The organism is Pseudomonas sp. NBRC 111130, from assembly GCF_001320485.1.
Lineage (GTDB): Bacteria > Pseudomonadota > Gammaproteobacteria > Pseudomonadales > Pseudomonadaceae > Aquipseudomonas > Aquipseudomonas vlassakiae.
In genome coordinates this window covers 68,790-92,620 of sequence record NZ_BCBG01000104.1, presented here as the reverse complement: position 1 = coordinate 92,620, position 23,831 = coordinate 68,790, and the positions used below count along the sequence as shown (strand labels likewise).

The 23,831-nt window shown below is 63.4% G+C and carries 15 protein-coding genes and 1 pseudogene; 8 read left to right on the top strand and 8 right to left on the bottom strand.

Annotation, left to right across the window (positions count from 1 at the left end):
* Positions 1-58 precede the first annotated feature (58 nt).
* Positions 59-1,696, top strand: coding sequence for a phosphoglucomutase (alpha-D-glucose-1,6-bisphosphate-dependent) (gene pgm, locus APH33_RS24915; protein ID WP_054887701.1), 1,638 nt, complete (start codon positions 59-61; stop codon positions 1,694-1,696).
* A gap of 129 nt (positions 1,697-1,825) precedes the next feature.
* Here pgm and APH33_RS24910 read toward each other — a convergent pair whose 3' ends face one another.
* Positions 1,826-2,524 (bottom strand): pirin family protein, encoded by a 699-nt coding sequence (locus APH33_RS24910; RefSeq protein ID WP_054887700.1) that lies wholly within the window; start codon positions 2,522-2,524, stop codon positions 1,826-1,828.
* A gap of 175 nt (positions 2,525-2,699) precedes the next feature.
* On the opposite strand from APH33_RS24910, the gene APH33_RS24905 reads away from it, so the two are divergent.
* Complete coding sequence (locus APH33_RS24905) at positions 2,700-5,216, top strand: UvrD-helicase domain-containing protein (protein WP_054887699.1); 2,517 nt, start codon at positions 2,700-2,702, stop codon at positions 5,214-5,216.
* Here the strand turns inward: APH33_RS24905 and APH33_RS24900 are convergent, their stop codons facing one another.
* Positions 5,217-10,094 (bottom strand): NEL-type E3 ubiquitin ligase domain-containing protein, encoded by a 4,878-nt coding sequence (locus APH33_RS24900; protein WP_371263273.1) that lies wholly within the window; start codon positions 10,092-10,094, stop codon positions 5,217-5,219.
* Positions 10,095-10,265: 171 nt separating this feature from the next.
* Here APH33_RS24900 and APH33_RS24895 point away from each other — a divergent pair, with 171 nt between their 5' ends.
* Both APH33_RS24895 and APH33_RS24890 read left to right on the top strand, forming a co-directional pair.
* On the top strand, positions 10,266-11,192 hold the full coding sequence (locus tag APH33_RS24895) for an alpha/beta fold hydrolase (protein WP_054887698.1): 927 nt from the start codon (positions 10,266-10,268) through the stop codon (positions 11,190-11,192).
* A gap of 238 nt (positions 11,193-11,430) precedes the next feature.
* Positions 11,431-13,104 carry an MFS transporter gene (locus APH33_RS24890; protein WP_054887697.1) on the top strand — a complete coding sequence of 558 codons (1,674 nt, stop codon included), beginning with the start codon at positions 11,431-11,433 and terminating at the stop codon, positions 13,102-13,104.
* A 77-nt stretch (positions 13,105-13,181) separates the two neighbouring features.
* On the opposite strand, the gene APH33_RS24885 is transcribed toward APH33_RS24890, so the two are convergent.
* Positions 13,182-13,751, bottom strand: a complete 570-nt coding sequence (locus APH33_RS24885; protein WP_054887696.1) for a hypothetical protein — start codon at positions 13,749-13,751, stop codon at positions 13,182-13,184.
* 75 nt (positions 13,752-13,826) lie between these two features.
* Complete coding sequence (locus tag APH33_RS24880; RefSeq protein WP_054887695.1) at positions 13,827-14,213, bottom strand: VOC family protein; 387 nt, start codon at positions 14,211-14,213, stop codon at positions 13,827-13,829.
* Positions 14,214-14,427: 214 nt separating this feature from the next.
* Between APH33_RS24880 and APH33_RS24875 the strand changes: the two genes are divergently transcribed.
* Complete coding sequence (locus APH33_RS24875) at positions 14,428-14,892, top strand: hypothetical protein (RefSeq protein ID WP_054887694.1); 465 nt, start codon at positions 14,428-14,430, stop codon at positions 14,890-14,892.
* Positions 14,893-15,069: 177 nt separating this feature from the next.
* Positions 15,070-15,975 carry a LysR family transcriptional regulator gene (locus tag APH33_RS24870; protein ID WP_054887693.1) on the top strand — a complete coding sequence of 302 codons (906 nt, stop codon included), beginning with the start codon at positions 15,070-15,072 and terminating at the stop codon, positions 15,973-15,975.
* Between the two features lie 41 nt (positions 15,976-16,016).
* Here APH33_RS24870 and APH33_RS24865 read toward each other — a convergent pair whose 3' ends face one another.
* Both APH33_RS24865 and APH33_RS24860 read right to left on the bottom strand, forming a co-directional pair.
* A complete protein-coding gene (locus tag APH33_RS24865; RefSeq protein ID WP_014590706.1) occupies positions 16,017-16,433 on the bottom strand; it encodes a RidA family protein in 417 nt (138 codons plus the stop codon).
* A pseudogene (locus APH33_RS24860) lies at positions 16,433-17,835 on the bottom strand (flavin-containing monooxygenase). The gene APH33_RS24865 and the pseudogene APH33_RS24860 overlap by 1 nt, the downstream one beginning before the upstream one ends.
* A 204-nt stretch (positions 17,836-18,039) precedes the next feature.
* Here APH33_RS24860 and APH33_RS24850 point away from each other — a divergent pair.
* Both APH33_RS24850 and argE read left to right on the top strand, forming a co-directional pair.
* Complete coding sequence (locus APH33_RS24850; protein WP_054887690.1) at positions 18,040-18,717, top strand: DUF1028 domain-containing protein; 678 nt, start codon at positions 18,040-18,042, stop codon at positions 18,715-18,717.
* Entirely contained in the window at positions 18,710-19,870 is a 1,161-nt protein-coding gene (gene argE, locus APH33_RS24845) for an acetylornithine deacetylase (protein WP_054887689.1), read from the top strand. Before APH33_RS24850 ends, argE begins: the two co-directional genes overlap by 8 nt.
* 109 nt (positions 19,871-19,979) lie before the next feature.
* Here the strand turns inward: argE and APH33_RS24840 are convergent, their stop codons facing one another.
* The gene (locus APH33_RS24840) at positions 19,980-21,248 is read right to left on the bottom strand and encodes a carbohydrate porin (protein WP_054887688.1); all 1,269 of its coding nucleotides are present in this window, start codon (positions 21,246-21,248) and stop codon (positions 19,980-19,982) included.
* 111 nt (positions 21,249-21,359) lie between these two features.
* Positions 21,360-23,777, bottom strand: coding sequence for a glucose/quinate/shikimate family membrane-bound PQQ-dependent dehydrogenase (locus APH33_RS24835; RefSeq protein ID WP_054887687.1), 2,418 nt, complete (start codon positions 23,775-23,777; stop codon positions 21,360-21,362).
* Between the last annotated feature and the right edge of the window lie 54 nt (positions 23,778-23,831).

The following is a 23,831-nucleotide window of genomic DNA, read 5'->3' as shown; positions in this document are numbered from 1 at the left end:
CAACTCCCAGTACACTGCGTGTTCCAACACCAACATCCGTTGAACTCGAGGTTTTTGCATGACGCTCAGTCCTTTGGCAGGCAAGCCGGCTCCGGCCAGCGTGCTGGTCGATATTCCCCGCCTGCTCACCGCCTATTACACCGGCCGCCCCGACGCCGCCGTGGCGGCTCAGCGCGTGGCCTTCGGCACTTCGGGGCACCGGGGCAGCTCGTTCGACCTGAGTTTCAACGAGCACCACGTGCTGGCGATCACCCAGGCCATCTGCCTGTACCGCCAGGAAAAAGGCATCGACGGCCCGCTGTTCATCGGCGCCGACACTCACGCGTTGTCCGCGCCGGCCGCAGCCAGTGCACTGGAAGTGCTGGCCGCCAATGGCGTGCAGGTGATGCTGTCCAAGGATGACGAATACACCCCGACTCCGGCGGTGTCCCATGCCATCCTCTGCTACAACCGTGGCCGCAGCCAGGGCCTGGCCGATGGCATCGTCATCACCCCGTCGCACAACCCCCCGCAGAGTGGCGGCTTCAAGTACAACCCGCCCAACGGCGGCCCGGCCGACAGCGACGTGACCAAGTGGATCGAGGCCAAGGCCAACGAACTGCTGGCTGCGAACCTTGCCGGGGTCAAGCGCATGGCCTATGCCCAGGCGCTGCAGGCTGCCACCACCAAGCGCCACGACTACGTGGCCAGTTACGTGGCCGACCTGGAAAACGTCATCGATTTCGACGTCATTCGTGGCGCCAACCTGCGCCTGGGCGTCGATCCGCTGGGTGGGGCAGGGGTGCGCTACTGGTCGGCGATCGCCGAGCGCTACCAGCTGAACCTGGAAGTGGTGAACACCGAAGTCGACCCGACCTTCCGCTTCATGTGCGTGGACTGGGACGGGCAGATCCGCATGGACCCATCCTCGCCTTACGCCATGCAGGGCCTGATTGGTCTGCGTGATCGCTTCGACGTGGCCTTCGCCTGTGACCCGGACCATGACCGCCACGGCATCGTCACCGCCGATGGCCTGCTGCAGCCGAACAACTACCTGGCCGTGGCCATCGACTACCTGTACCGCAACCGCCCGCAATGGCGCAGCGACGCTGCGGTGGGCAAGACCGTGGTGTCCAGCGGCCTGATCGACCGCGTCACCGAGCGCCTGGGCCGTGAACTTTATGAAGTGCCGGTGGGCTTCAAGTACTTCGCCCAGGGCCTGTTCGACGGCTCGCTCGGCTTTGGTGGTGAGGAGAGTGCCGGTGCCTCGTTCCTGCGCAAGGACGGCACGGTCTGGGCAACGGACAAGGACGGCCTGATTCCAGCGTTGCTGGCAGCGGAGATGACTGCCCGCACCGGTCGGAACCCGAGCCAGGCCTACAACGACTTGACCGCAGCGCTGGGCAAGCCATACGCCACCCGCGTCGAGGCCAAGGCCGATGCCCGGCAGAAGGCCGCCCTGAGCAAGCTGGCGCCGGAGCAGGTGAAGTCGACCGAACTGGCCGGTGAGCCGATCGTGCAGATCCTCAGCCAGGCGCCGGGCAATGGCCAGGCGATTGGTGGCCTGAAGGTGATGACCGCCAATGGCTGGTTTGCTGCGCGGCCTTCGGGGACGGAAGACATCTACAAGATCTACGCCGAGAGCTTTGTCGATGAGGCGCACCTCAAGCGCCTGGTGGAAGAGGCGCAGGTGCTGGTGGATGCAGCGATTGCCTGATTGACCTGAGCGGGGCCGCGCTGCGGCCCATTCGCGACACAAGGCCGCTCCTACAGGAGAATGCATATCCCCTGTAGGAGCGGCCTTGTGTTGCGAAAGGGCTGCACAGCAGCCCCCTGGGTCCGAAAGTCAGGCGACATCGACCAGGACGATTTCGCTGTCCTCGATCGCGGTCACCCGCAGCACTTCTTCTTCCTCGATCGCCACACCATCCCGGCCCTTGACACGCAGTCCATTGACCTCCACCAGCCCCTTGGCCGGCACCAGGTAACCCCGGCGCCCGGCATCGAAGCGGTATTCGGCGGTTTCGCCAGCCCGCAGTGTCGCAGCCACCAGCCGTGCGTCGGTACGGATCTGCAGGCTGTCTTCATCACCGGCCCGGCCGCTGGCCAGGGTCACGAAGCCTTCGCCGCGCTTGCCTTTAGGGAATGGGCGGGTCCCCCACGACGGTGCATCGCCTACCTTCTCCGGCACGATCCAGATCTGGAAGATGCGGGTGTCGACCTCTTCGAGGTTGTACTCGCTGTGCACGATGCCGCTTCCCGCACTCATCACCTGCACGTCGCCAGCTTCGGTACGACCTTTGTTGCCGAGGCTGTCCTGGTGGGTAATGGCGCCTTCACGCACATAGGTGATGATTTCCATGTCGCGGTGCGGGTGTGGTGGGAACCCGCTGCCGGCGGCGATCAGGTCATCGTTCCACACCCGCAGGTTGCCCCAGTGCATGCGCGCCGGGTCGTAGTATTCGGCGAACGAGAAGTGGTGGTGAGCGTCGAGCCAGCCGTGGTTGGCGTGGCCGAGGCCTTCGAACGGTCGCAGTTGCAGCATGGTCGTGCTCCTTGAGTCAGTGGAATGAAGCCATGATGCGCCAAATAAACATCGAAAATAAGCGTAAATATCGGCTGATAATCATCATATTAATAGATTGATGATGGCGAAGTGGATTATGCGATTCATCGCCTAATACACTGATCTGCAAGCATTCGCTGGCGATTTTCAGCAGATGCGGCGAACATGGCCTGCTGATTTGATTTTCAACGGAGTGACCGTGGCCCACGAGCAACCCCAGGCCCCCGCCGAACTGACCCCGCCCGCTCAATTACCCTGGTTGCGCCGCCTGGCGGCCCGCCTGCTGGGCCGCGGCTTGACCCGCCTGCAGGCACAACATCGCGACTCCTGGTTCCTGGGCCACGTCACGGGCCAGCGCAGCGGCCATGCCGATGGCCTGCGCGAAGGGTTCGAGCGCGGGCGAGCGGAAGGCTTTGAGGCCGGGCGCCAGGTGCTGGTGATCCGCGACGCCCGCCCTGATACCGCCGCCGTGCCTGGGCAGGACGACAATCTGTTCGACGATTGGCGTCTGCCTTTGAATGCCGAGCTGAAAAAGCGCTTCAAGGCCGACGTTGCCCAGCGCCTGCCCGCCGAGGCCCAACCCAGTGCTGCGCAGTGGAAGCTGATTTTCAGCGACACACCGTCCACCTGTGTGGTGGCCGGCGCCGGGGCAGGCAAGTCGACCTCGCTGGTGCTGCGCATCCTGCTGTTGCGTCACTACCTGGGCTACGAGCTGGACGCGATGACTGTGGTCACCTTCACCCGCGAGTCGCGCAAGGACTTCATCAAGCGCCTGGTGCAGGTGTTCGCCCTCTGGCAGCTCGACCTGCAACCGGCCAAGGCGCGCGAGCTGGTGCGCACCTTCCATTCACGGATCCTGCCACTGGTGCGCAGCTTGCCAGGCTTCGGCCAGGTGCGCGCGTTCGAAACCCTGGGCAATGAGATGCCGGCCGGCCGCGAAGCAGAGGCCGACAGCAACCCGTTCGACCTGCGCCTGAACGATGCCCAGCGGCAACAGCTCAACCAGTGCTACAGCCAGTTGCTCGGCGCCAGCCCGCGCTTCGCCGAAATCATCGCCACCTTGCGCCGCGAGGCCCTCCAACTCAAGCCGTTGGACCCGGACCACCCGGACGTGCAGAAGCGCGTGCAGGTTACCCAGCTAGCCGCCCAGCGTGACGAAGAACTGTGCGATGTAATCGAAGACCTGTGGTTCGCTGCTGGCGCCTGGCCGATCAAGGGGATCGAGCCGTGCCGCGAAACGGTCGAGATCCGCGGCAGCCGCTTCCATGTGCACGGCCGCCTGGAAGGCCTCGATGCCTGGGTGGTGCTGGGCTTCGACCCCGCCGAAAGCGCCCAGTACCAACGCCCCGGCGCCAAGCTGGCGGTGCGTGCCGAGTGGGCGGTCAAGCGCACCTTGCTGCAGGCGTTCTGCGACAAGCCGCTGATCTGGCTGGACAACTACGCCATGGCCCGGCGCCTGGCCGCATCGCTGGCCGGTGATGCCGTGGCCGGGCCGGGATTCGAGTACAAGGTCAAAGGCGAGCTGGCCCCGGCGCCGTTGCTCGACGCCTTTGTCGGTGCCGCCAACTTCATCGAGAACCTTGGCCTCGAGGTGAACCCGGCCGTGGCGGCCATGAGCTTCCCGCCCGGCGACACCGACGCGCTGTTCTTCGAGGCGTTGGCGCTGTACTGGAAAGCCCTGGAAGCGCACTTGCTCGACCAGTCGCCACCGGTGATGAGCTACAACCGCATGTTCGCCCTGTTCGGCGAGAACAACCCGGAGAACCTGCAGCTGCTGCCCGACCCGCTGCTGCGGCCACTGGCGCACCTGATGATCGACGAGTTCCAGGACGTCTCGCCGCAGATCGTCAGCTGGCTGCGGGCCAGCCTCGCGGAAATCCGCCGCCGCGGCCCGGCCATGCACACCGGGCGCAATGCCCAGCATGCCTCGTTGATGTGCGTGGGGGATGACTGGCAGTCGATCTACGGTTGGCGCGGCAGTTCACCGAAGTACTTCATGGAGTTCACCAAGGCTTTTCCGTCGCCGGCCAATACGCGGGTGATGCTGGTCGACAACTACCGCTGCCAGCAGCAGGTGATCGATGCCGCCGAACACTTGGTCAAAGGCACCCCGGCGATTGCCGGCAAGAAGGCCCGCGCCAGTGGGCCGGCCGCTGAGCTGCCGGTGGCCCCGGTGCGGGTCTTCGACCGTGATGAGGCGGCGCTGGGTGAGACGCTGATCGAGCATTACCAGCGCGGCGAGTCGGTGATGATGCTGTACCGCAAGGGCAGCGACAAAGCCCTGATGAACGAGCACCTGCAAAGTGTCCTGCACGCCGAAGCCCAGTTGCCTGCCGAGCAGCGGCGCCTGCGCCAGTTGACCTACCATAGCGCCAAAGGCTTGCAGGCCGATGCCGTGTTCATGCTCGGCGATTGCCAGTACCTGAGCAGCTCGCCCTACAAGAACCAGGTGTACCGCCAGGCGGGCCTGGGCAAGGCCGGCGATGCCCAGCCGTTCGATACGGCGCAGAAGGAGGAGGTGCAGCGCCTGGCCTATGTGGCGGTGACGCGTGCGGTCAGGCACTGCTATTGGCATGTCGAAGCGGCCAACGCAGAGGCAGCGGGTGTGCCGCGCGCGTCGAGCCAGGTGGATGGGCGGCAGGCCTTCTTCGAAGACCTGCGCGGTCAATGATCAGTCGTTGAGGGTTTCCGCTTGCCGGGTAAGGCTCAGTAGCAGCCCGGCCTCGACTTGTTGCTGCTCGTGCGTCAAGGCGCCCATCGCCTTGTAGAAAGCGGCCTGTTCGAGTGGCAATCGGCGTAACAGGCCGCTTTCGTCCAAGGGCGAAGCCGGCATGTACGCGCTCAGCGTGCGCGTGATGGCGCTGTCCAGCCAGGTGACCGGCTCATAAGCCGCGTCCCAACAATAGAACAGGTAGTCGATGCCGGGTCGCCAGAAGTCGGTAATGGCTTCAAACTGGCTCGCATATCGGGTTTTCAGGTAGTCGACCCAGACGGTTTGCCCGGCCATCCATTGTTGACGTGCACTGGCGTCGGCATCGAGTTCGAGCACGGCAGTGCCCACGTTGTCGATTATCGTCTGGTTGATCCTCGCAGTACCTCGATAAAGCATGCCCCTGCTGGGTTCGGGAAAGTCGAGGCTTTCGGCCAGGGACTGACGCAGGGCCAGGCGGACTTCAATGTCATCGACCAGACCGGTTTCCAGGTCCACATCGGGAAAGGCTACAGGGGAGTCCAGCACATCGTAGGCTGGCAGCTCGTCGTCCATGACATCGTCCAGCAGCGCCTGCTTGCGTTGATTGCGCTTGAGACTGATGCGGTCAGCCAGTTCGTTGACCTTTTCCCGGCGATACAACTGGCGGTACAAGTCGGCAAGCGGCTTGATGCTGCCCTGTGCCTGGCCCGCTGCCCGGTTGGCCAGCAATTCGACCTCCAAGGCGCTGAAGGCCTCGGCGCCGGCATCGCCACAGGTGGGCGGGTAGAGTTGCGCCACTTCCGTCAGGCGGTCTCGCAGCGCGGTGTCTTCGCTGGCTTGCTCGAGCAGCGACCATACACGCATGCGCAGCCCTTGCGGATCGCTTTGCGCTTCTTTCGAATAGGTCAGGCGCTCGATCACGCCTTGCAGGGCACCGTTTTCGTTCTGGTCAAACAAGTCGGCCCAGAGCTGATCCTGGCGGCTGCTCGCCGGGTCTCGCCAGAACTCCTGCCACTCCGGCCTCTCGGGCGTATGCTCGAAGGTGTTGACACCGCTGGCGCGTAGACGCCTGAGGGATTCGGCCTCGATATTGTTGTAATTGAACAGCCAGTTGCGTTCAGGCAGGCGGGCGGCGACATCGCGTGCAAACGGGCTGCGGAGTATGTTGGGCAGGTCCTGGACATGGTGGATACGGTTGCACGACAGGTTCAGATAGCGCAGCTGATACTGGGGTTGGTTCATCAACGTGGTGAGGCCGTTGGGCCATGCCTGCAACTGGCAGTTGTTCAAGTCCAGATGGCGGAGCCGAGCCATGAAACCGACGTCGGGGGCGACTTGCAAGGGATTGAAGTCCAGCTCCAGCCGTTGCGGATGGACAAGGTCCTGGAACCGTGCCGCGAGGTCTTCATCGAGTGTGATGCGGTTGCTGCCCAGCCTCAGGACATCTAGGGGCCTGTTGCACAGAAAGGCCAGTGTGTCCTGGTCGAGGGTCAGCCGGTTACGACGCAGGTTCAACTGGCGCAGGTCGGGCATCGCGGTCAGCACCCGCTGCGCAGTGGGCGAGAGGACTTCCAGCGTATTGCTGGTCAGGTCGAGCGCGCGCAGCTTGGGCACCGCCGCAAGCGCCTGATACAGCGCCTCTGCAGGGAGGTGCGGGTTGTCGGTCACTTCCAGCATTTGCAGGTTGGGGAAGCATGACAGAAACTGCTGGTCCAGATGTTGCAGTTCCAGGCCGGTCAGTTTCAGTTCCCGGACATGAGGCAGGCGGGCGTTGATTGCGGGTAGTCGGGGTATACGCATGCGTTCCAGCACGAGCACCTGCTGGTGGCTGCCTCCCTCCCGACGCCAGGCCTGTATGAGTTGCTCGGCACACTGTTGTCGATCGAAACGATCGTCCAGGCCTTGCGCATCCTTGACCCATTTGCGCAAGTCATTATCGAGATCGCGCAGTTCTGCGCGCAAGCGTCCGATCGCAGAGCCGAGGTCGCCGGTCTCGGCCAGTTCGGCCTGCAAGGCCGCAATCTGTCGACCGTTCAGGCCAGGGAACAGTGAGCGCAGCCGCCGCGCAGCAACGCTGGCATCGAGGTGAGTGGCGCCGCGACCACTGAGCGGGTAACCGATTTGACCATGGGCCAGGCGCATCGGCGAGCGCACACCGGGCTTGATCGGTTGCTGGCCAAGCAGCGTCGCACAGCCAGGGCGGTCGGCAAGCGCGATGTCCAGCAATCGGGCTTCACCCGCTTGCGGATGTGCAGTTTGCAGGGCTTGGCGCAGCAGCGCGCTGTCCGCATTGGCCAGGTTGGGCCGGTACAGGCCCAGCAGGGCACGGTCAAGGCGGGCGCGGGCTTGCAGGTAGCGCGCTTCTTCAGCCACGCGCAAGGGCACGCGGCCACTCGCCATGCGTCGCCGCTCGCTGCTGCCAGCATGGGCAACCAGCTCTTCCAGTGCGTTGTCGGGCAAGCCGGGAAACTGCCGGCCGAGCGTTTGTGCCTCGGCGCTGAGAGGCGTTTGCTGGCTTTTGCGCATGCTGTCGAAGAGATCGCCGCGGCGTTCTGTCAAACGGTTCGCCAATTGCTCATCCAGAGCGCGTGCTCGCTGTTCCGGCGCCATGCCTGGCAACAACTGTTGCAAGGCTTGCTCATCCATCTGCTCGACGACGACATTGCTCAGGTTACCTGAGTCGAGATCTTCCCGGCCGATCTCGATGGATAACGCATCGGGCGCGCCTTCAGCACCGAAGTACACGGCATCCCCCCAATTTTCAGGTCCCGTGAACACCTTCAACCGGTAACGCGCTGGCCACCCCGGCATGTTGGTCAGTTCCGGCAGCGCAAATTTCTTGTAGGCCGCCAGTGGCAGGCCGTGGCGCACCCGGGTGATGATGCTCTGGGTTTCGTTATCCAGACGCAGGCGCAGCAAGGTATCGGCCAGCAACGCTGGCGGGCGAACGCCATTGATCTGGCTGTGGCGCAGGCTGTCTGCATCGCCACCGGCAATGCGCAGGGCCGTGAGTTGTTCCGAAGGCTCAAGGCCGTCGCTGAACTGGCCAAGCCCGTTCAACAGCTTGCTGTCGTCCCATTCGAGCGGGTCGTCATGATCCAGCTGCCAACGTTTGTCACCCAGATAGCGCAACGCCGGGCTATAGGCATCGGGGGTTTGAGGATGGCGGACACGCCATCTACCGTCGCCGCCTTCGAACACTTCGTACAGCTGCCCCTCAAGCAGTAGATGGTCTTTGCCACTGATGACGTAGAGCCCCAGGTCGTTGGGCTGTGCGTCTGCAGGCAGCAGTTCGCCGCTGGCATAAGGGCGCATGTCAGGCTGCCAAAGGCTTTGACGGCCACCTTTCCAGACGCTTTCCAGGGCATCGACAAACCCCGACGCCTTGAGCAGTTTTGCACCGACTGCAACGCCCCCGATCGTAGCCGCGTTGATGGCCAGTGATTCCAGTTGCAACAATGCCTCATGGGTATCGCCGTTCTCCCAGGCCTCAAAGCCGGTGAACACCGAGTCCATGATGTCGTAGGCGAACACGCCGAGCATGACGACGTCCAGGCCTGGCACGAAGAACGCAGCCACATTGAGCACGGTCATACCGATATCTAGCCACCGTGCAAGCCGTGCCTTGCGTGCCTTGGCGTCGGCCTCGGCAGTGGGCACCGCAATCGCTCGCGCATCAGCCATCAGGCGTCGCGTGTGGTTGCGGTACAGCACCGGCCAGATGGGCAAGGCCAGCTTGGCGGAGTCGAACGGCACGTGGGGCTTCACTACGGGCTTGCGCTCGGAAGGGGGGCCTTCGAAGAGGGCGGCTTCCAGCTTTTCGGTGAGTCTGGCTTGATTGTCCTGGTCAGCGGATGCGATCAGTTGGTGGCGGAATGTGGTTTGCAGCAAGCGTTGCAGTAAATGCGCGCCAGCCTTCTGCAACGAGGGGAATTCCCTGAGGGGTTGCTCCTGATCCTGGGGAATGTAGAGCATGCAAGGGTTGGCCTGGTCGGTACGATCCGGGCCAATCAGCAGGGCATCATTCAGCGGGATGCCGAACAGGCTGAAGCGCCAGCAGTGAAGCGTGTCGCCGGCATAGTGCGGTGTAGGGTGGTTATCGCATAACTGGGTCAGCGCATCGCGCCCCTTGCGCGTCAAAAAGCCTTTGAGGCAGGCAATCATTGCCTGGGTTTTCAGCGCCTGCCGGCTTGCTTCAATCCATCGCTGTTCGATCTCTGCTTGCCGGGGCCCCTTGTAAATGGCTTGCAGGTGGTCTTGATAGCGCTGGCCCAGGTCCAGCGCTCGGCATTGATCGATGAACATCTGTGGCGTGAGGCCGCGGAGTCTTGTGTTGTTGCGGCCTTTGGTCAGGGTGTCATACGGGCCTGCTTGCTCAGACGCGGCAAAATTATGCAGGGCGGCTTCCATCAGGGAGCGTGGTTGCGGCGGCCCGTCGGGTTCGGTGATGAAGGGTTGGGGCTGGTCCAGTGAAATCTCCAGGCCGGGCGGGTTTGTTTGCTTGATGAACACCTTGTAGGGCTGGTGGATGTATTGGGCCTGGTCCACTTCGACATCCAGGCCCAATTGCTCGCTCAGCAACGGTTTGCAGAACTCATGGATCTGCTTGAAACCCCTGAGCGCGCCGCGCAACGCCTTGAACTGCGCATCGCGATCGCCAATGAGTTGCTGCACAAGCGCCTGGTCGTCGTGACTGGCCCCAGCGTACCAACTGTACGGCGCGCCATTTTCATCCAGGTAGTCCTTGCGCACGGCCTGGACGATGCGGCGGGTATGCTCAGGATGCATCGTTCTCGCCCAGAGCGGCAGGCTGCGATCAATCTGGGCTTGATGGTAGGGCATGGGTGGGGTTGGCATGATGGTACTCCTGTCGAAAGAAGCGCCATTCGGCAGCCTGCCCGGCCTCACGAGGTGGTAATCAGTTGCGTGCAGCGGTCGGTCCTGTGCATGCAGGGGTCGGCGAGGGGCCAGCGTGGGCAGGCTGACTGAGGGATGGTGGAGTACGGCATGTTTTCAGGGAGAACTCCAATGCATTCGCTGTGCAGTCCCAAGGATCATTTGCTGGACCTCGATGGTATTGAAATTGCGGTACGCACCTGGGGGCCAGAAGACGGCATCCCAGTGCTGGCCTTGCATGGCTGGCTGGACAATGCGGCCTCGTTCGAGCGCCTGGGGCCATTGCTGGAAGGTTGCTTCGTGGTGGCCCCCGACCTGATCGGCCATGGCCGTTCCGATCACCGCCGCCACGACAGTGGCTATTACCTCTGGGAGCATGCCGAGGACATGCTGGCGGTCACCGACAGCCTGGGCCTGTCCCGGTTTCACGTACTTGCCCATGGCATGGGCACCGGCATCGCCTCGCTGCTTGCGGCCATGACCAGTGGCATCGCCAGCATGATCTTCCTCGATGGCATCGGCGCGCCGTTCACCGTGGCCGAGGATGACCGTGTACAGCACCTGGCACGCGCGTATCGGCTGAAGAAGATGGTCCAGCGCAGCCAGTTGCAAGGTGCTGGCGAGCCCCATGGCAGCCGGTTCGACAACCTGGAAACAGCGCTCGAACAACGGCGCAAGCGCCTGGACGGCGAACTGAGTGAGGATGCCGCGCGCCTGCTGGCCCTGCGCGACCTGCTGCAATTGCCTGACGGTTACTGTTGGCGCCACGACCCACGGCTGGTGCTGCCCGAGCCGATGCCGCTGACCGAGCGCGAGGCGTGTGACCTGTTGCGGGAAATCCGCTGCCCGTTGTACCTGATGTTCGGCAGGCAGGGCGCATTCAGCGGCCACGGTTTCGAACGGCGCCAGGCGGCTTTGCCGGGCCATGCCAAGGTGTCCTGGCACCCCGGTGGGCACCATTTCCATCTCGAGGCGCCGGACCGCGCGCTGGTCGACCAGCTTCTACGCATCCTCGCCCGCCATGAGGGGGGGCTGCTACAGCGCCTGGTGAACGAATAGCGGGCTATGGGATTTCGTGGCGGCGCAACTGCAGCGGTTTCTGGGGTGAGGGTATCTGGCGATGCTGGCAAGTGGATATTGCCGCAAAGCCGATTATGCTTCAGTTACCTTGCTGCGATCCGGGGCGGCTGACCTCGTCGTGCTTCGCGCAACCTTTGTAGCCCTTGGGCCTGGGTGCGACGGTTAAATGGAAGTGAGGTACTCCGGCCTGCGATTAGCGACAAGACGGAGGCAACCCATGGCGGTTCTCGACAGCGCTTCCACGGGCAGTAGCGCGCCCCAACGGGGCATCACCAAGGAGGAGCGCAAGGTCATCTTCGCCTCCTCGCTGGGCACCGTGTTCGAATGGTACGACTTTTACCTGTACGGCTCGCTGGCAGCGATCATCGCCAAGCACTTCTTCGCCGGCGTCAATGAAACCACCTCGTTCATCTTTGCCTTGCTGGCCTTTGCCGCGGGCTTTGCCGTGCGGCCGTTCGGCGCCATCGTGTTCGGCCGCCTGGGCGACATGATCGGGCGCAAGTACACCTTTCTCATCACTATCGTCATCATGGGCCTGTCTACCGCAGTGGTGGGGCTGCTGCCCAGCTATGCGGCGATTGGTGTGGCGGCTCCGGTCATCCTGATCACCTTGCGCCTGCTTCAGGGGTTGGCGCTGGGTGGCGAGTATGGCGGTGCAGCCACCTATGTCGCCGAGCATGCGCCCAAAGGCCGGCGTGGCTTCTTCACGGCGTGGATCCAGACCACCGCCACGCTGGGTTTATTCCTGTCGTTGCTGGTGATCCTGGCCTGCCGCACCGTCATGGGTACCGAAGTGTTCGAGGCCTGGGGCTGGCGAGTGCCGTTCCTGCTGTCGATCGTGCTGCTGGCGATTTCGGTGTATATCCGCATGCAGCTCAACGAGTCGCCGGTATTCATGAAGATGAAGGCCGAGGGCAAGGCGTCCAAGGCGCCGCTGACCGAGTCGTTCGCCCGCTGGGACAACCTCAGGGTGGTGATCATGTCGCTGTTGGGCGGCACGGCCGGGCAGGCGGTGGTGTGGTACACCGGGCAATTCTATGCGCTGTTCTTCCTGCTGCAGATGCTCAAGATCGACCCACAGACCGCCAACCTGCTGATCGCCGGGTCCTTGCTGATCGGCACGCCGTTCTTCATCTTCTTCGGCAGCCTGTCGGACCGTATCGGCCGCAAGAAGATCGTCATGGCCGGCTGCATCATCGCTGCGCTGACCTACTTCCCGATCTTCAAGGCGCTGACCGAGTACGGCAACCCGGACGTGTTCGTTGCCCAGGAGCAGAACCCGGTGGTGGTGGTCGCCGACCCTGGCCAGTGCGCGTTCCAGTTCGACCCGGTGGGCAAGGCCAAATTCACCAGCTCGTGTGACATTGCCAAAAGCCTCCTGGCCAAGCGCGCGATCCCCTACACAAACCAGGCAGCCGAACCTGGCAGCGTGGCGCAGGTTCGTATCGGTGAGCGGGTGATTCCGAGCTTCGATGGCAGCAGCCTGGCGGCTGCCGACTTGAAGACCCAGGCCGATGCCTTCACCGCGACCATGGCCGGGGCCTTGAAGGAGGCCGGTTACCCGGAAAAGGCCGACCCGGCGAAGATCCATTACCCGATGGTGCTGTTGCTGCTGACCCTGCTGGTGATCTACGTGACCATGGTCTACGGGCCGATCGCGGCCTGGCTGGTTGAACTGTTCCCGGCGCGCATCCGCTACACCTCGATGTCGCTGCCGTACCACATCGGTAATGGCTGGTTCGGTGGTTTCCTGCCGACAGTGGCGTTCGCCATGGTGGCGGCGACCGGGGACATCTACTACGGGCTGTGGTACCCCATCGTGATTGCGCTGATGACGGCGGTGTTGGGTATCTTGTTCCTGCCGGAGACCAAGGACCGCGATATCTCATAGGCAGGTCCGGCCTCTTCGCGGCGCAAACCGCTCCCACAGGTGCAGTGCAGGGCCTGTGGGGGTGGCTCAGCGACCGCTCAATCGAAATAGCCACGCAGGGTGAAGGCATACCCGGTATCCACCGCCTTGGCCTCGCCCCGGTTCCAGCGTTTGGTCAACACGAACTCGAACGCCGGTTCGTACAACCCGTCCCTGATCAGCGCCCCCGCCAGCACCTCGACGTCATACCAGCCGTTTTCCAGCTCGATCATCGGCCGCCCCGGCACCTGGTAGCGGGCCAGCAGGTCACCCAGCGTCTTCGGGGTGAAGTGCTGCAGGATGCGCCAGGTGTACAGCATCAGCGCACGGTTCTCCACGTGCAGCACATAGCCGTTGCGCCGGTGCTTGAGACGGCTGCCGGGTTCGAGCAGGGCGGGTGGATGGCCATCGAGGGTGAACAAGATGTGATAGGGCAGGTTGTCGACGCCTGCCAGGGGTATCACCACGCCTTCGGCCACGGCCTTGTCGCCACTGTCGTTGCTGGTGAATTCACGAGCCAGGTCGTCGGACAGGTGATTTTCTTCTTTGAAACGATCGAGCAGCTGGATATCGCCCAGCAGGAAATAGTCGACCAGGTCGTTGAGCACTTCGCTGAATTCGTGGCGCATCTGTTTTCCTTGTTGTGGCGCACGGGATACAGCTGCAATGTAGCCAATGGCAGCACCGGCTGCCATGGGCGCCGCTCAGTGTTTCTGAGCGATCTGGATCAGGTTGCCGCAGGTGTCGTCGAACACCGCGACAGTGACCGGGCCCAAGTCGGTGGGCTCCTTGGTGAACTTCACGTTGGCCTTGCACAACCGGGCATACTCGGCCTGGATGTCGCGCACGCCGAAAGTGGCGGCTGCAATGCCGTCCTGTTTCAGCGCTTGCTTGTAGAGCTTGGCGGCGGGGTGCGCATCGGGCTCCAGCAGCAGCTCGACACCATTCGGGTCATTGGGTGAGGTCAGCGTCAGCCAGCGATGCTGGCCCATGGGGATGTCGTGCCTGGGCTCGAAGCCCAGTATGTAATGGTAGAAAGCCAAGGCCTTGGCCTGGTCGTCGACGAGGATGCTGGTGACAACGATCTTCATAGGCGTACACCGTACCTGCGGGTCGTTACCTACCAGTAAAGACGTTCTGGCCTGTTTCACCAGCCTTGAGCATTGAAGCGCCTCTACGCTGCGTCAAATTTGTAATACCTTTCGTTGATTTATGTAAGGCTGCTCCCTAACTGAGTCAAACCACTTTTCCCCCCTGCGTATGCAACTATCGTGTGGTTCCTTAACACGCGTAAGAGGAACAGACATGACGCTCAAATCCATGCTCGTTGCTACTGCCATCAGCATCCCGGCGATCACTCAAGCAGCCACTGCTGAGCCGATCAAGGTCCCTGTTGGCTCCCCTACCATGGTTCATCATTTGAAGTACGAGGTGATGTACAGCGAAAAGCCGTTCGAGCTGGCGAGCATCTACTACTACGACAATGGTATCTACAAGATCGTGTCGCCTGGCGAAGATCACTATGGTGTATACGTGATCGTGGGGCAGTCGACCGATTCGGTCTACAAGATCAGTTACCTGTCACTGCCCTCCGAAGATTGGGGCAGAAATGTCGCAAGGCATGATCTGACCTTCGACAATCAGAAGCAGGTCTTCACTCAGCAAGCCCTTGCTTACACGGACCAGAACATACCCCCGCAGCATGGCAGCTTCGTTCAGGCAGAAAACACGGCTAGCGATCATGCCAGTGTTAGCTGGCAACATCCCTGACGGCAGGTACGGGGCACTGACGGCTTGGTACCAATGTCCGGCCGGCGCTGGTAACACAAAAAGTATGTTCAAGCCTTAGGCAAATCCTTCATCACCCAGCAGCCCGCTGAACCAGGCCACAAGGTAAAGTGACAGGAAAATTCCAAGGCGCCCGCGAGCGGCGCCAACGAGGTGCCTGTGGCTTCCTACACCCTGCGACAACTCAAATACTTCGTCACCACCGTCGAGGCCGGCAGCGTCGCCGAGGCCTCGCGGCAGCTGTACATCGCCCAGCCGTCGATCTCCACGGCGATCAAGAGCCTGGAAGAAAGCTTTGGTGTGCAACTGTTCATCCGCCACCACGCCCAGGGCGTCTCGCTGACGCCAAGTGGCAAGCGTTTCTACGCCAAGACCAAGTCGTTGTTGCAGATGGCTCACGAGTTCGAGCAGAACGCCCTGGCCGACAACGACACCGTGGCCGGTCAGATCGACATCGGTTGTTTCGAAACCGTGGCGCCGCTGTATCTGCCGCGGCTGATCGCCGGATTTCGCGAGCGCTATCCGGGCGTGGACATCCGCCTGCGCGACGGCGAGCAACAAGACCTGATCCAGGGCCTGACTGCGGGTACCTTCGACCTGGCGTTTCTGTATGACCACGACCTGGACGGCACCATTGAAGCCGAACCCTTGATGCCGCCACAGAAGCCATACGTGCTGCTGCCCGAGAAGCACCGCTTCGCCGGCCAGGCGCAGGTGTCGCTGCGCGACCTGTGCCCGGAGCCGATGATCCTGCTGGACGTGGCGCCTAGCCGGACCTACTTCGTCAGCCTGTTCAATGAAATGGGCCTGACACCGAACATCGTCTTCAGTTCGCCGTCGATCGAGATGGTGCGCGGGATGGTGGGGCAGGGCTTCGGGTTTTCGCTGCTGGTGACCCGGCCGCATTCGGAATGCACTTATGACGGGCAAAAGCTGGTGACGATCGACATCGCCGAGCCGGTGGCGTTGTCGGGGCTGGCGGCGGCGCACCTGAAGCGGGTGCAGCTGACTAAACCCGCGCAGTTGTTCGTCGAGTTCTGCCGCGAAGAATTGGCCAGGTTCTGAATATCCGGGACCGCGAAGCGGCCCCAGCTATCTCAAACGGATCACTGCTGATCCGGCACCACCGCAATCACGTCGATTTCCATCAGCCACTCGGCCTGAGCCAAGCCGGCGACCACCAGCCCGGTGGAAATCGGGAACACGCCCTTGAGCCATTTCCCCACTTCCTTGTACACCGGCTCGCGGAAGCGTGGGTCGGTGATGTAGGTGGTGGTCTTGACGATGTGCGACAGGTCGGAACCCGCCTCTTCGAGCAGCTGCTTGACGTTCTTCATCGCCTGCTCGGTCTGCGCCCGAGGATCACCCAGGCCCACCAGCTTGCCTTCGAAGTCGGTACCGACCTGGCCGCGTACATAGATGGTGTTACCGGCCCGCACGGCCTGGCACAGGTCGTTATCCAGGGTCTGGTTGGGGTAGGTTTCCTTGGTGTTGAACATGCGGATGCGAGTATGGGTAGGCATCAGTGGGCTCCAAAGCTGCTGACATTGCTGATCGGGTTTGCTTGGCCATCCGCTTCGCGCTGCTCGCGGTCGCGGTAGGCCAGGTAGGTGCGCTGCGTGGCGATGTGGCCGGCGACGTGCTTGGCGTCATGCCACACGCCCCAGATGAACGACGAGCCGCGGCGCGACAGCCAGGGCAGGCCCAGGAAGTACACACCCGGCTCGCGGGCTACGCCGCGCTGGTGCTGGGGCTTGCCGTTGGCGTCGAAGGTGTCGACCTGCAACCAGCTGAAGTCGACGGCGTAGCCGGTGGCCCAGATGATGCTGGTGACGCCGGCCTGGGCCAGGTCCAGTTGCTGCAACGGGTTGACCATGCATTGCGGGTCAGCCAGGCGCTTGCGTGCTTCAGGCTCTTGCGGCAGGTCCAGGCCGTTGCGCTCGATGTAGGCATCGGCGGCATCCAGCAGGGCCAGGTAGTTCTCGTCGCCGCGGTTGATGTTATCGACCAGGTTGTCCTGGAAGTGGGCCACGCCGTTTTCGAACGACTGGGTCAGGCCGACCAGGGTCATGCCTTGGTGAGCGAGGGCGCGGAAGTCCACGGTGTGGCCGCCACGGGCGCCGCTGACGGCGATGGTCACATGCTCGCGGCCCGGCTTGGCGATTTCCGCGTCCCATTCGCCGAGCACACCCAGCCACCAGCAGAAGTCGCGGTTGCGGTAGGATCGCGGCGGGCGGTCGTGGGCACCGACCGACAGGTATACCTGGCGCCCGGCACGCATCAGCTCTTCGGCAATCTGCACGCCGGAGGAACCAGCACCCACCACCAGCACGGCGCCGTCAGGCAGCTGCCCGGGGTTGTAGTAGGCGGCGGAGTGGATCTGGTGCAGGTTGGCATCTTTCGGGGCGATCGCCGGGATCACCGGTTTCTGGAACGGGCCAGTGGCGGCCACCACGCGGTTGGCGCGGATCACGCCTTCGTTGGTCTCGATGGTGAAGCCAGGGCGGTCGGCGTTGCGTACCACCTTCTTGACTTCGATGCCGGTGCGTACCGGCAGGTTGTATTTGCGTACGTACTGCTCGAAGTAGTCGGCGACCTGGTCCTTGCCGGCGAAGGCATCAGCGTCGAGGTTGAATTCCAGCCCCGGGAAGCGGTCGTGCCAGACCGGGCCGTTGGCTACCAGGGAATCCCAGCGGCCGGTGCGCCAGGCCTCGGCGATGCGCTTGCGTTCCAGCACCAGGTGCGGCACGCCAAGCTTGCTCAGGTGTTCACTCATGGCCACGCCGGCCTGGCCGGCGCCAACCACGAGGGTGTCGATTTCGATGTTGTTCAGTGTCATGTCCGAGCCCTTGTTAAGGCGGTTTTTGTCAGGTCGGTTTGGAGGACCGCCGTTGCCTGGGGCCAGACTAGGGATGCCTGGAAAATCGCGAAAATAGTATTTAGCTGGGGCTTGCCGATAAAACGGCGAAGGCCGCGTTTTGCCTGGGCTCGGCCAGGGGGCTGGCTTTGCGAGCGGTGTTGGCCGGCCTTAGTTTTTTCCTGTTCAAGGCACAGGAAAATGTTGGTTTCGTGGCCCTGAAGGTTCCGCCCAGAATGCCGGGCATCGCACAGAACAACAGGAGCTCCACCATGACTTTCTCCATCATCGGTCGCTGCCAGGAAACCGGCCAGGTCGGTATCGCCATCAGTTCGTCGAGTATCGCCGTCGGCGCCCGCTGCCCATGGGTACGGGCAGGCGTCGGTGCCGTGTCCACCCAGAACATCACCTTGCCGGCCCTCGGCCCGCAAATCCTCGATGCCCTGGAGCAGGGCCAGCTGCCTCCTGCCGCCGCACTGGACCGGGTGTTGAGCGCCAATGGCTGGAGCGAGTATCGCCAGGTCACGGTGATCGACAGCCAAGGCCAGGTGGCACTGTTCACCGGCAAGGAAGCGTTGGGCGTGCATGACGCTGTGGCCGGTGAACAGTGCGCGGCCGCTGGCAACCTGCTGTCTTCGCGCCAGGTGATCGATGCCATGGTGCAGGCCTTTGAACAGGCAGGCGGGCATCTGGCCGACCGCCTGTTGGCAGCGATGCATGCGGCGATGGCGGCGGGGGGTGAAGCCGGCCCGGTGCATTCGGCGGCGCTGAAGATTGCTGGCGAATTGACCTGGCCGCTGGTGGACCTGCGCGTGGACTGGGCCGATGAGGACCCGATCGGTGTGCTCGACGGCCTGTGGCAGGCGTACCGCCCACAGATGCAGGACTACGTCACCCGCGCCCTCGACCCGACCGCCGCCCCCAGCTACGGGGTGCCGGGCGATGAGTGAAGTCAGCAGCCGCGCCTTGCTGGAACGGCTGATCGGCTTTGCTACGGTCAGTCGCGACTCCAACCTCGAACTGATCGCGTTCATCCGTGACTACCTGGCCGGGCAGGGGGTGGCGTGCGAGCTGTTCCATAACCCGGAAGGCACCAAGGCCAACCTGTTCGCCAGCATCGGCCCCGCGGATGTCGGCGGTATCGTGTTATCCGGCCACACCGATGTGGTGCCGGTGGACGGCCAGGCCTGGACGCTGCCGGCCTTCAACCTCACTGAACGTGACGGGCGCCTGTACGGTCGTGGGACCGCTGACATGAAAGGTTTCATCGCCTCGGTGCTGGCGGCCGTGCCAAGGTTCCTGGCGCAGCCGCTGCGCATGCCGGTGCACCTGGCGTTTTCCTATGATGAGGAAGTCGGTTGCCTGGGCGTGCGCTCGATGCTGGCCGCACTGGGAAATCGCCCGATCAAGCCACGGCTGTGCCTGATCGGTGAGCCTACCGAGCTGAAGCCGGTGCTGGGCCACAAGGGCAAGTTGGCGATGCGCTGTGAGGTGCATGGCGCGGCGTGTCACTCGGCGTACGCACCTTACGGGGTGAATGCCATCGAGTACGCTGCCAAGCTGATCGGCAAGCTGGGCGAAATCGGTGATGCCCTGGCGCTGCCGGCGCATCACGACGGGCGCTTCGACCCGCCGTTCTCCACGGTGCAGACAGGGGTGATCAAAGGGGGCAGGGCGCTGAACATTGTGCCGGAGGAGTGTGCGTTCGATTTCGAGGTGCGCGCGCTGCCGGGGTTTGAAGCACAGGCAGTGGCCGACCAGCTGCAGACCTACGCCGAGGCCGAGTTGCTGCCACGCATGCGCAAGGTCAACGCGGGCAGTGCAATCCGCCTGCAACCGTTGAGTGCGTATCCGGGGCTGGCCACGCCGCCCGACAGCGAGGCCGCGCGCTTGGTGGCATTGCTCAGTGGCTCGGAGGATTTCGGTACCGTGGCGTTCGGCACCGAGGGTGGGCTGTTCGACCAGGCGGGGATACCGACCGTGGTGTGTGGGCCGGGCAGCATGGACCAAGGGCACAAGGCGGATGAGTTCGTCAGTGTCGAACAGCTTGAGGGTTGTGATGCGATGTTGTTGAGGTTGGTGGATTATCTCAGGCAGGAATGACGGTATTGGCTTCTTCGCGGATAAATCCGCTCCTACAGTACGAAGCATGGCCCGGGCCCCGTAGGAGCGGATTTATCCGCGAATGGGCCGCAGAGCGGCCCCGGCGATTCTAAAAGGTCGCCTTGACCTGCAGGCCAACTACCAGCGCATTGTCGATGTCTTTGCCCGAGAACGCCCCCGGCTCGATGATGTACTGCACATCCGGGCGCAGGTTCAGCCACGGCGTTGCCTGGTAGCCATAGCTCAGTTCGATCAGTTGCTCGGCGTTGTCGATATTGGGGAATTGCTGCCCGGCGTTGAATGCGGCGTCTTCCAGCACATCGCGGCTACGCGGATTCGGCACGGCGCGGCCATAGCCCAGGGCCAGGGTGTCGCGCGGGCGGCCTTCGAACGGCTTGTACAGCACCACACCGGCGCCATACCACTTGGTGAATGGCGAGGCGGCCTCGCTCGCTGCCGAATACTGGCCGAACGCGTGAAGGCTGCGCCCCGGCGAGCCGGCATCGTTCCACACCGCCTGGTCAACCAGCAGGTAGTGACCACCGCGACCGGACACTTCCTTGCTGCTGTCGACGCGCTTCACGTCGGAGCTGTCGTAGTAGTAGCCCAGCTTGTACTCACCCGGCAGTTCGCCCTGCAGCTTGTACACCAGCTCCACCGGCACCACGGTACCGGTGGTGTGCTTGGGCCCCAGGTGCCAGGCGCGGCTGGAGTTGCCGTTGCTTTCCGGGTCGACGTTGAACGCCGCCACGCGCAGCTGCCAGGACGGCGACAGGTCGTACTTCACGCGCACGCCGAGGTGGGCGTTGGGGTAGTTGGTCCAGCCGCTGCCACCGGACATGTTCAGCGGGTGGCCACAGAAGCCGGCGTTCATGAAGTTGCACAGGATGCCGCTGTCGAGGCCGCCGAGGTCGTTGCCCATGGCCATGTAGCCGAGCTTGACGTTGAGTGCCGGGGTGAACAGGGTGCGCTCGTAGCTCAGTTCGGTCAGGCGGGTGTACAGGCCGCCGTAGTTTTCCTGGATCGGCAAACGGTTGCCGACCAGGTCTTCCGAGGCGCTGTTGCCGCGGCGGTCGTTGATGGTCAGTTGGACCTTGCCGCCGTTTTCCAGGCCGTAAATTTTCGACAGGTCGAACTGTGCGCCGAGCTTGATGTTCTGCGAGTAGCGCGCCGAGCGGTGCAGGCCACCGTGGGCGTTGTAGGCGGTTTCACCGCTGTAGTCGCCGGTGAGCTTGACACCGTCTTCTTCGAGCTGGTGGCGCAGGCCGCCCCAGTCACCAGTCATGGTGCTGCGGTTGAGCAGGTCGCCGTCGGCCAGGGCAGGGGTGCTGGCCAGGGCCAGAAGCAGGGTTGGGGTGATGCGGATTGCGGATGGCATTGCTGTGTCTCGTGTTGTTTTTGGGGGGGCATTCGCGAACAAGCCCGCTCTCACCAGGATCAGCGCAGAACCTGTGGGAGCGGGCTTGCCCGCGAATGCAGCGACGCGGTCTTACGGCAGGGCGTAAGAAATCACGTAGTCGCCACGGTCAGTCGACTGGCGCGCACCGCCAGCGGTGATCACCACGTACTGCTTGCCGGTCTTCGGCGAAACGTAGGTCATCGGGCCACCCTGGCTGCCTACTGGCAGGCGGGCTTTCCAGATTTCGTTACCGTTGCTGCTGTCGTAGGCGCGCAGGTAGAAGTCCTGGGTCCCGGCGATGAACACCAGGCCGCCTTGGGTCGACAGGGTGCCGCCGAGGGTCGGCAGGCCGATCTTGATCGGCAGGTGCATGCGGATGCCCAGGGGGCCGGTGTCTTCCACGGTGCCGACCGGTACCTGCCAGGCGATCTGGCGGGTCTTCATGTCGATGGCGGTCAGGGTGCCGAACGGCGGCGCCTGGCACGGGATGCCGGCAACCGACAGGAAGCGGTTCTTGTTGACTGCGTATGGGGTGCCCTTGAGCGGTACGGCGCCCATGCCGGTGTTCAGTGCTTCACCGCCGGAGGCTGCGTCGCCCTTGTTCTGCGACGGGATCATCTGGATCCACAGGCCCAGGCGCATGTCGTTGACGAAGATGAAGCCATGCACCGGGTCGGTGGACAGGCTGCCCCAGTTCATGCCGCCCAGCGAACCCGGGAAGCTCAGCGACAGGTCAGTACCCGGCGCGGTGTACAGGCCGTCGTAGCGCATCTTCTTGAAGTCGATACGGCACAGCAGCTGGTCGTACGGCGTGGCACCCCACATGTCCGACTCGGTCAGGGTCTGCGCGCCGATCTGCGGCATGCCTACCGATTTCGGCTGGGTCGGGGAATACGGCTCGTTGGGGATGTTGCTTGGCTTGACCGGTACCTCGTCGACCTGGGTCAGCGGTTTGCCGGTGGCGCGGTCGAGCACGTAGATTTGCCCGGCCTTGGTGCCGATCACCACCGCTGGCACGGATTTGCCGTCGTCCTTGGTGAAGTCGATCAGGCTCGGCTGCATCGGCAGGTCAAAGTCCCAGAGGTCGTTGTGCACGGTCTGGAATACCCACTTCTGGTTGCCGGTGGTGGCGTCCAGGGCCAGTACGGAAGCGCCGTAGGTGTGGTCCAGCTTGCTGCGCTCCACCCCGTAAATGTCAGTGGACGACGAGCCCATCGGCAGGAACACGGTGTTCATCGCCGGGTCGTAGGACATCGGCGCCCAGCTGTTCGGGGTGCTGCGCACATAGGTGCGGCCATCGGCCGGCGCCTTGCGGTCTTCCGGGTTGCCCGGGTCGAAGGCCCAGCGCATTTCCCCGGTGATAACGTCGAAACCGCGGATCACGCCGCCTGGCATGTCGGTCTGGACGTTGTCGGCGATACGGCCGCCAACCACCACGGTGGTACCGGCCATCAACGGTGCGGAGGACAGCTGGTAGTAGGAGTCCGGTACGTCACCCAGGCCGGCCTTCAGGTCGACCTGGCCGTTGTTGCCGAAGCCTTGGCAGAACTGGCCGTTGTCGGCGTCAACGGCGATCAGGCGGCCGTCGATGGTATTGGTCAGCAGGCGACGCTGGCAGTTGGCACCGGCCGGCACGCTACCGACAGGGATCGGCGAACTGTTCGGCTGGGTCGGCTGGGCGATCGCCGCGGTGGCGTCGAAGTAGGCCATGCCACGGCAACGCTGCCAGACCTTGGACTGAGCGTTGATCGCGTTCTTCCACAGCTCTTTGCCGGTGTCGGCGTCGAGGGCGATCAGGTTGTTGTGCGGGGTGCAGATGAACACCTTGTTGCCGATCTGCAGCGGGGTCAGCTGGTCTTCGGCGCCGTTGCCGTCACTGATGGCGACGTCACCGGTGTGGTAGGTCCAGGCCACCTTGAGCTTGTTGACGTTGTCGCGGTTGATCTGGTCCAGCGCTGCGAAGCGGCTGCCCCCTTCGGTGTTGCCGTAGTGGGCCCAGTCCTTCTGCTCCTTGCCGGCCTCGACCGGGGTGATGCCCGGGCCTTTGCCGGTGGGGGCAACGCTTGGGTGGGCGACGAACATGTTGCCTGCGGCGATCACCAGCAGCACGGCCAGCACACCGGCGATGCCGTATGCACCACGGCCGGCGCTGGCGCCATTGGCGCGTGCGAGCATCGGGTAGACCAGCGCCACCACCATGCCGATTGCGCCGAACATGAACAGGCGCGAGAACAGTGGCCAGAACACCAGGCCGGCGTCGATCAGTGCCCAGACCACGGTACCGACCAGAAACGCCGCGTACAGCCAGGCGCCGGCCGGCTTGCGGCGAGCGATGAGAACACCGGCGATGGCCATGGCCAGGCCGCCGATCAGGAAGTACCAGGAACCGCCCAGGCCGGCGAGCTTGACGCCGCCAGCGGCCAGGAGCAGGCCGAGCAGGGCGACGATCACGCCCAAGCCGACCAGGATGATAGTTGTGGCGCCAGAGGCGCGCGGTGTTTCGTTCATGCCAGGGATCTCAGCAGGTGGAATGAGCGCAGTTTAAGCCCTTAGCTTGCTAAT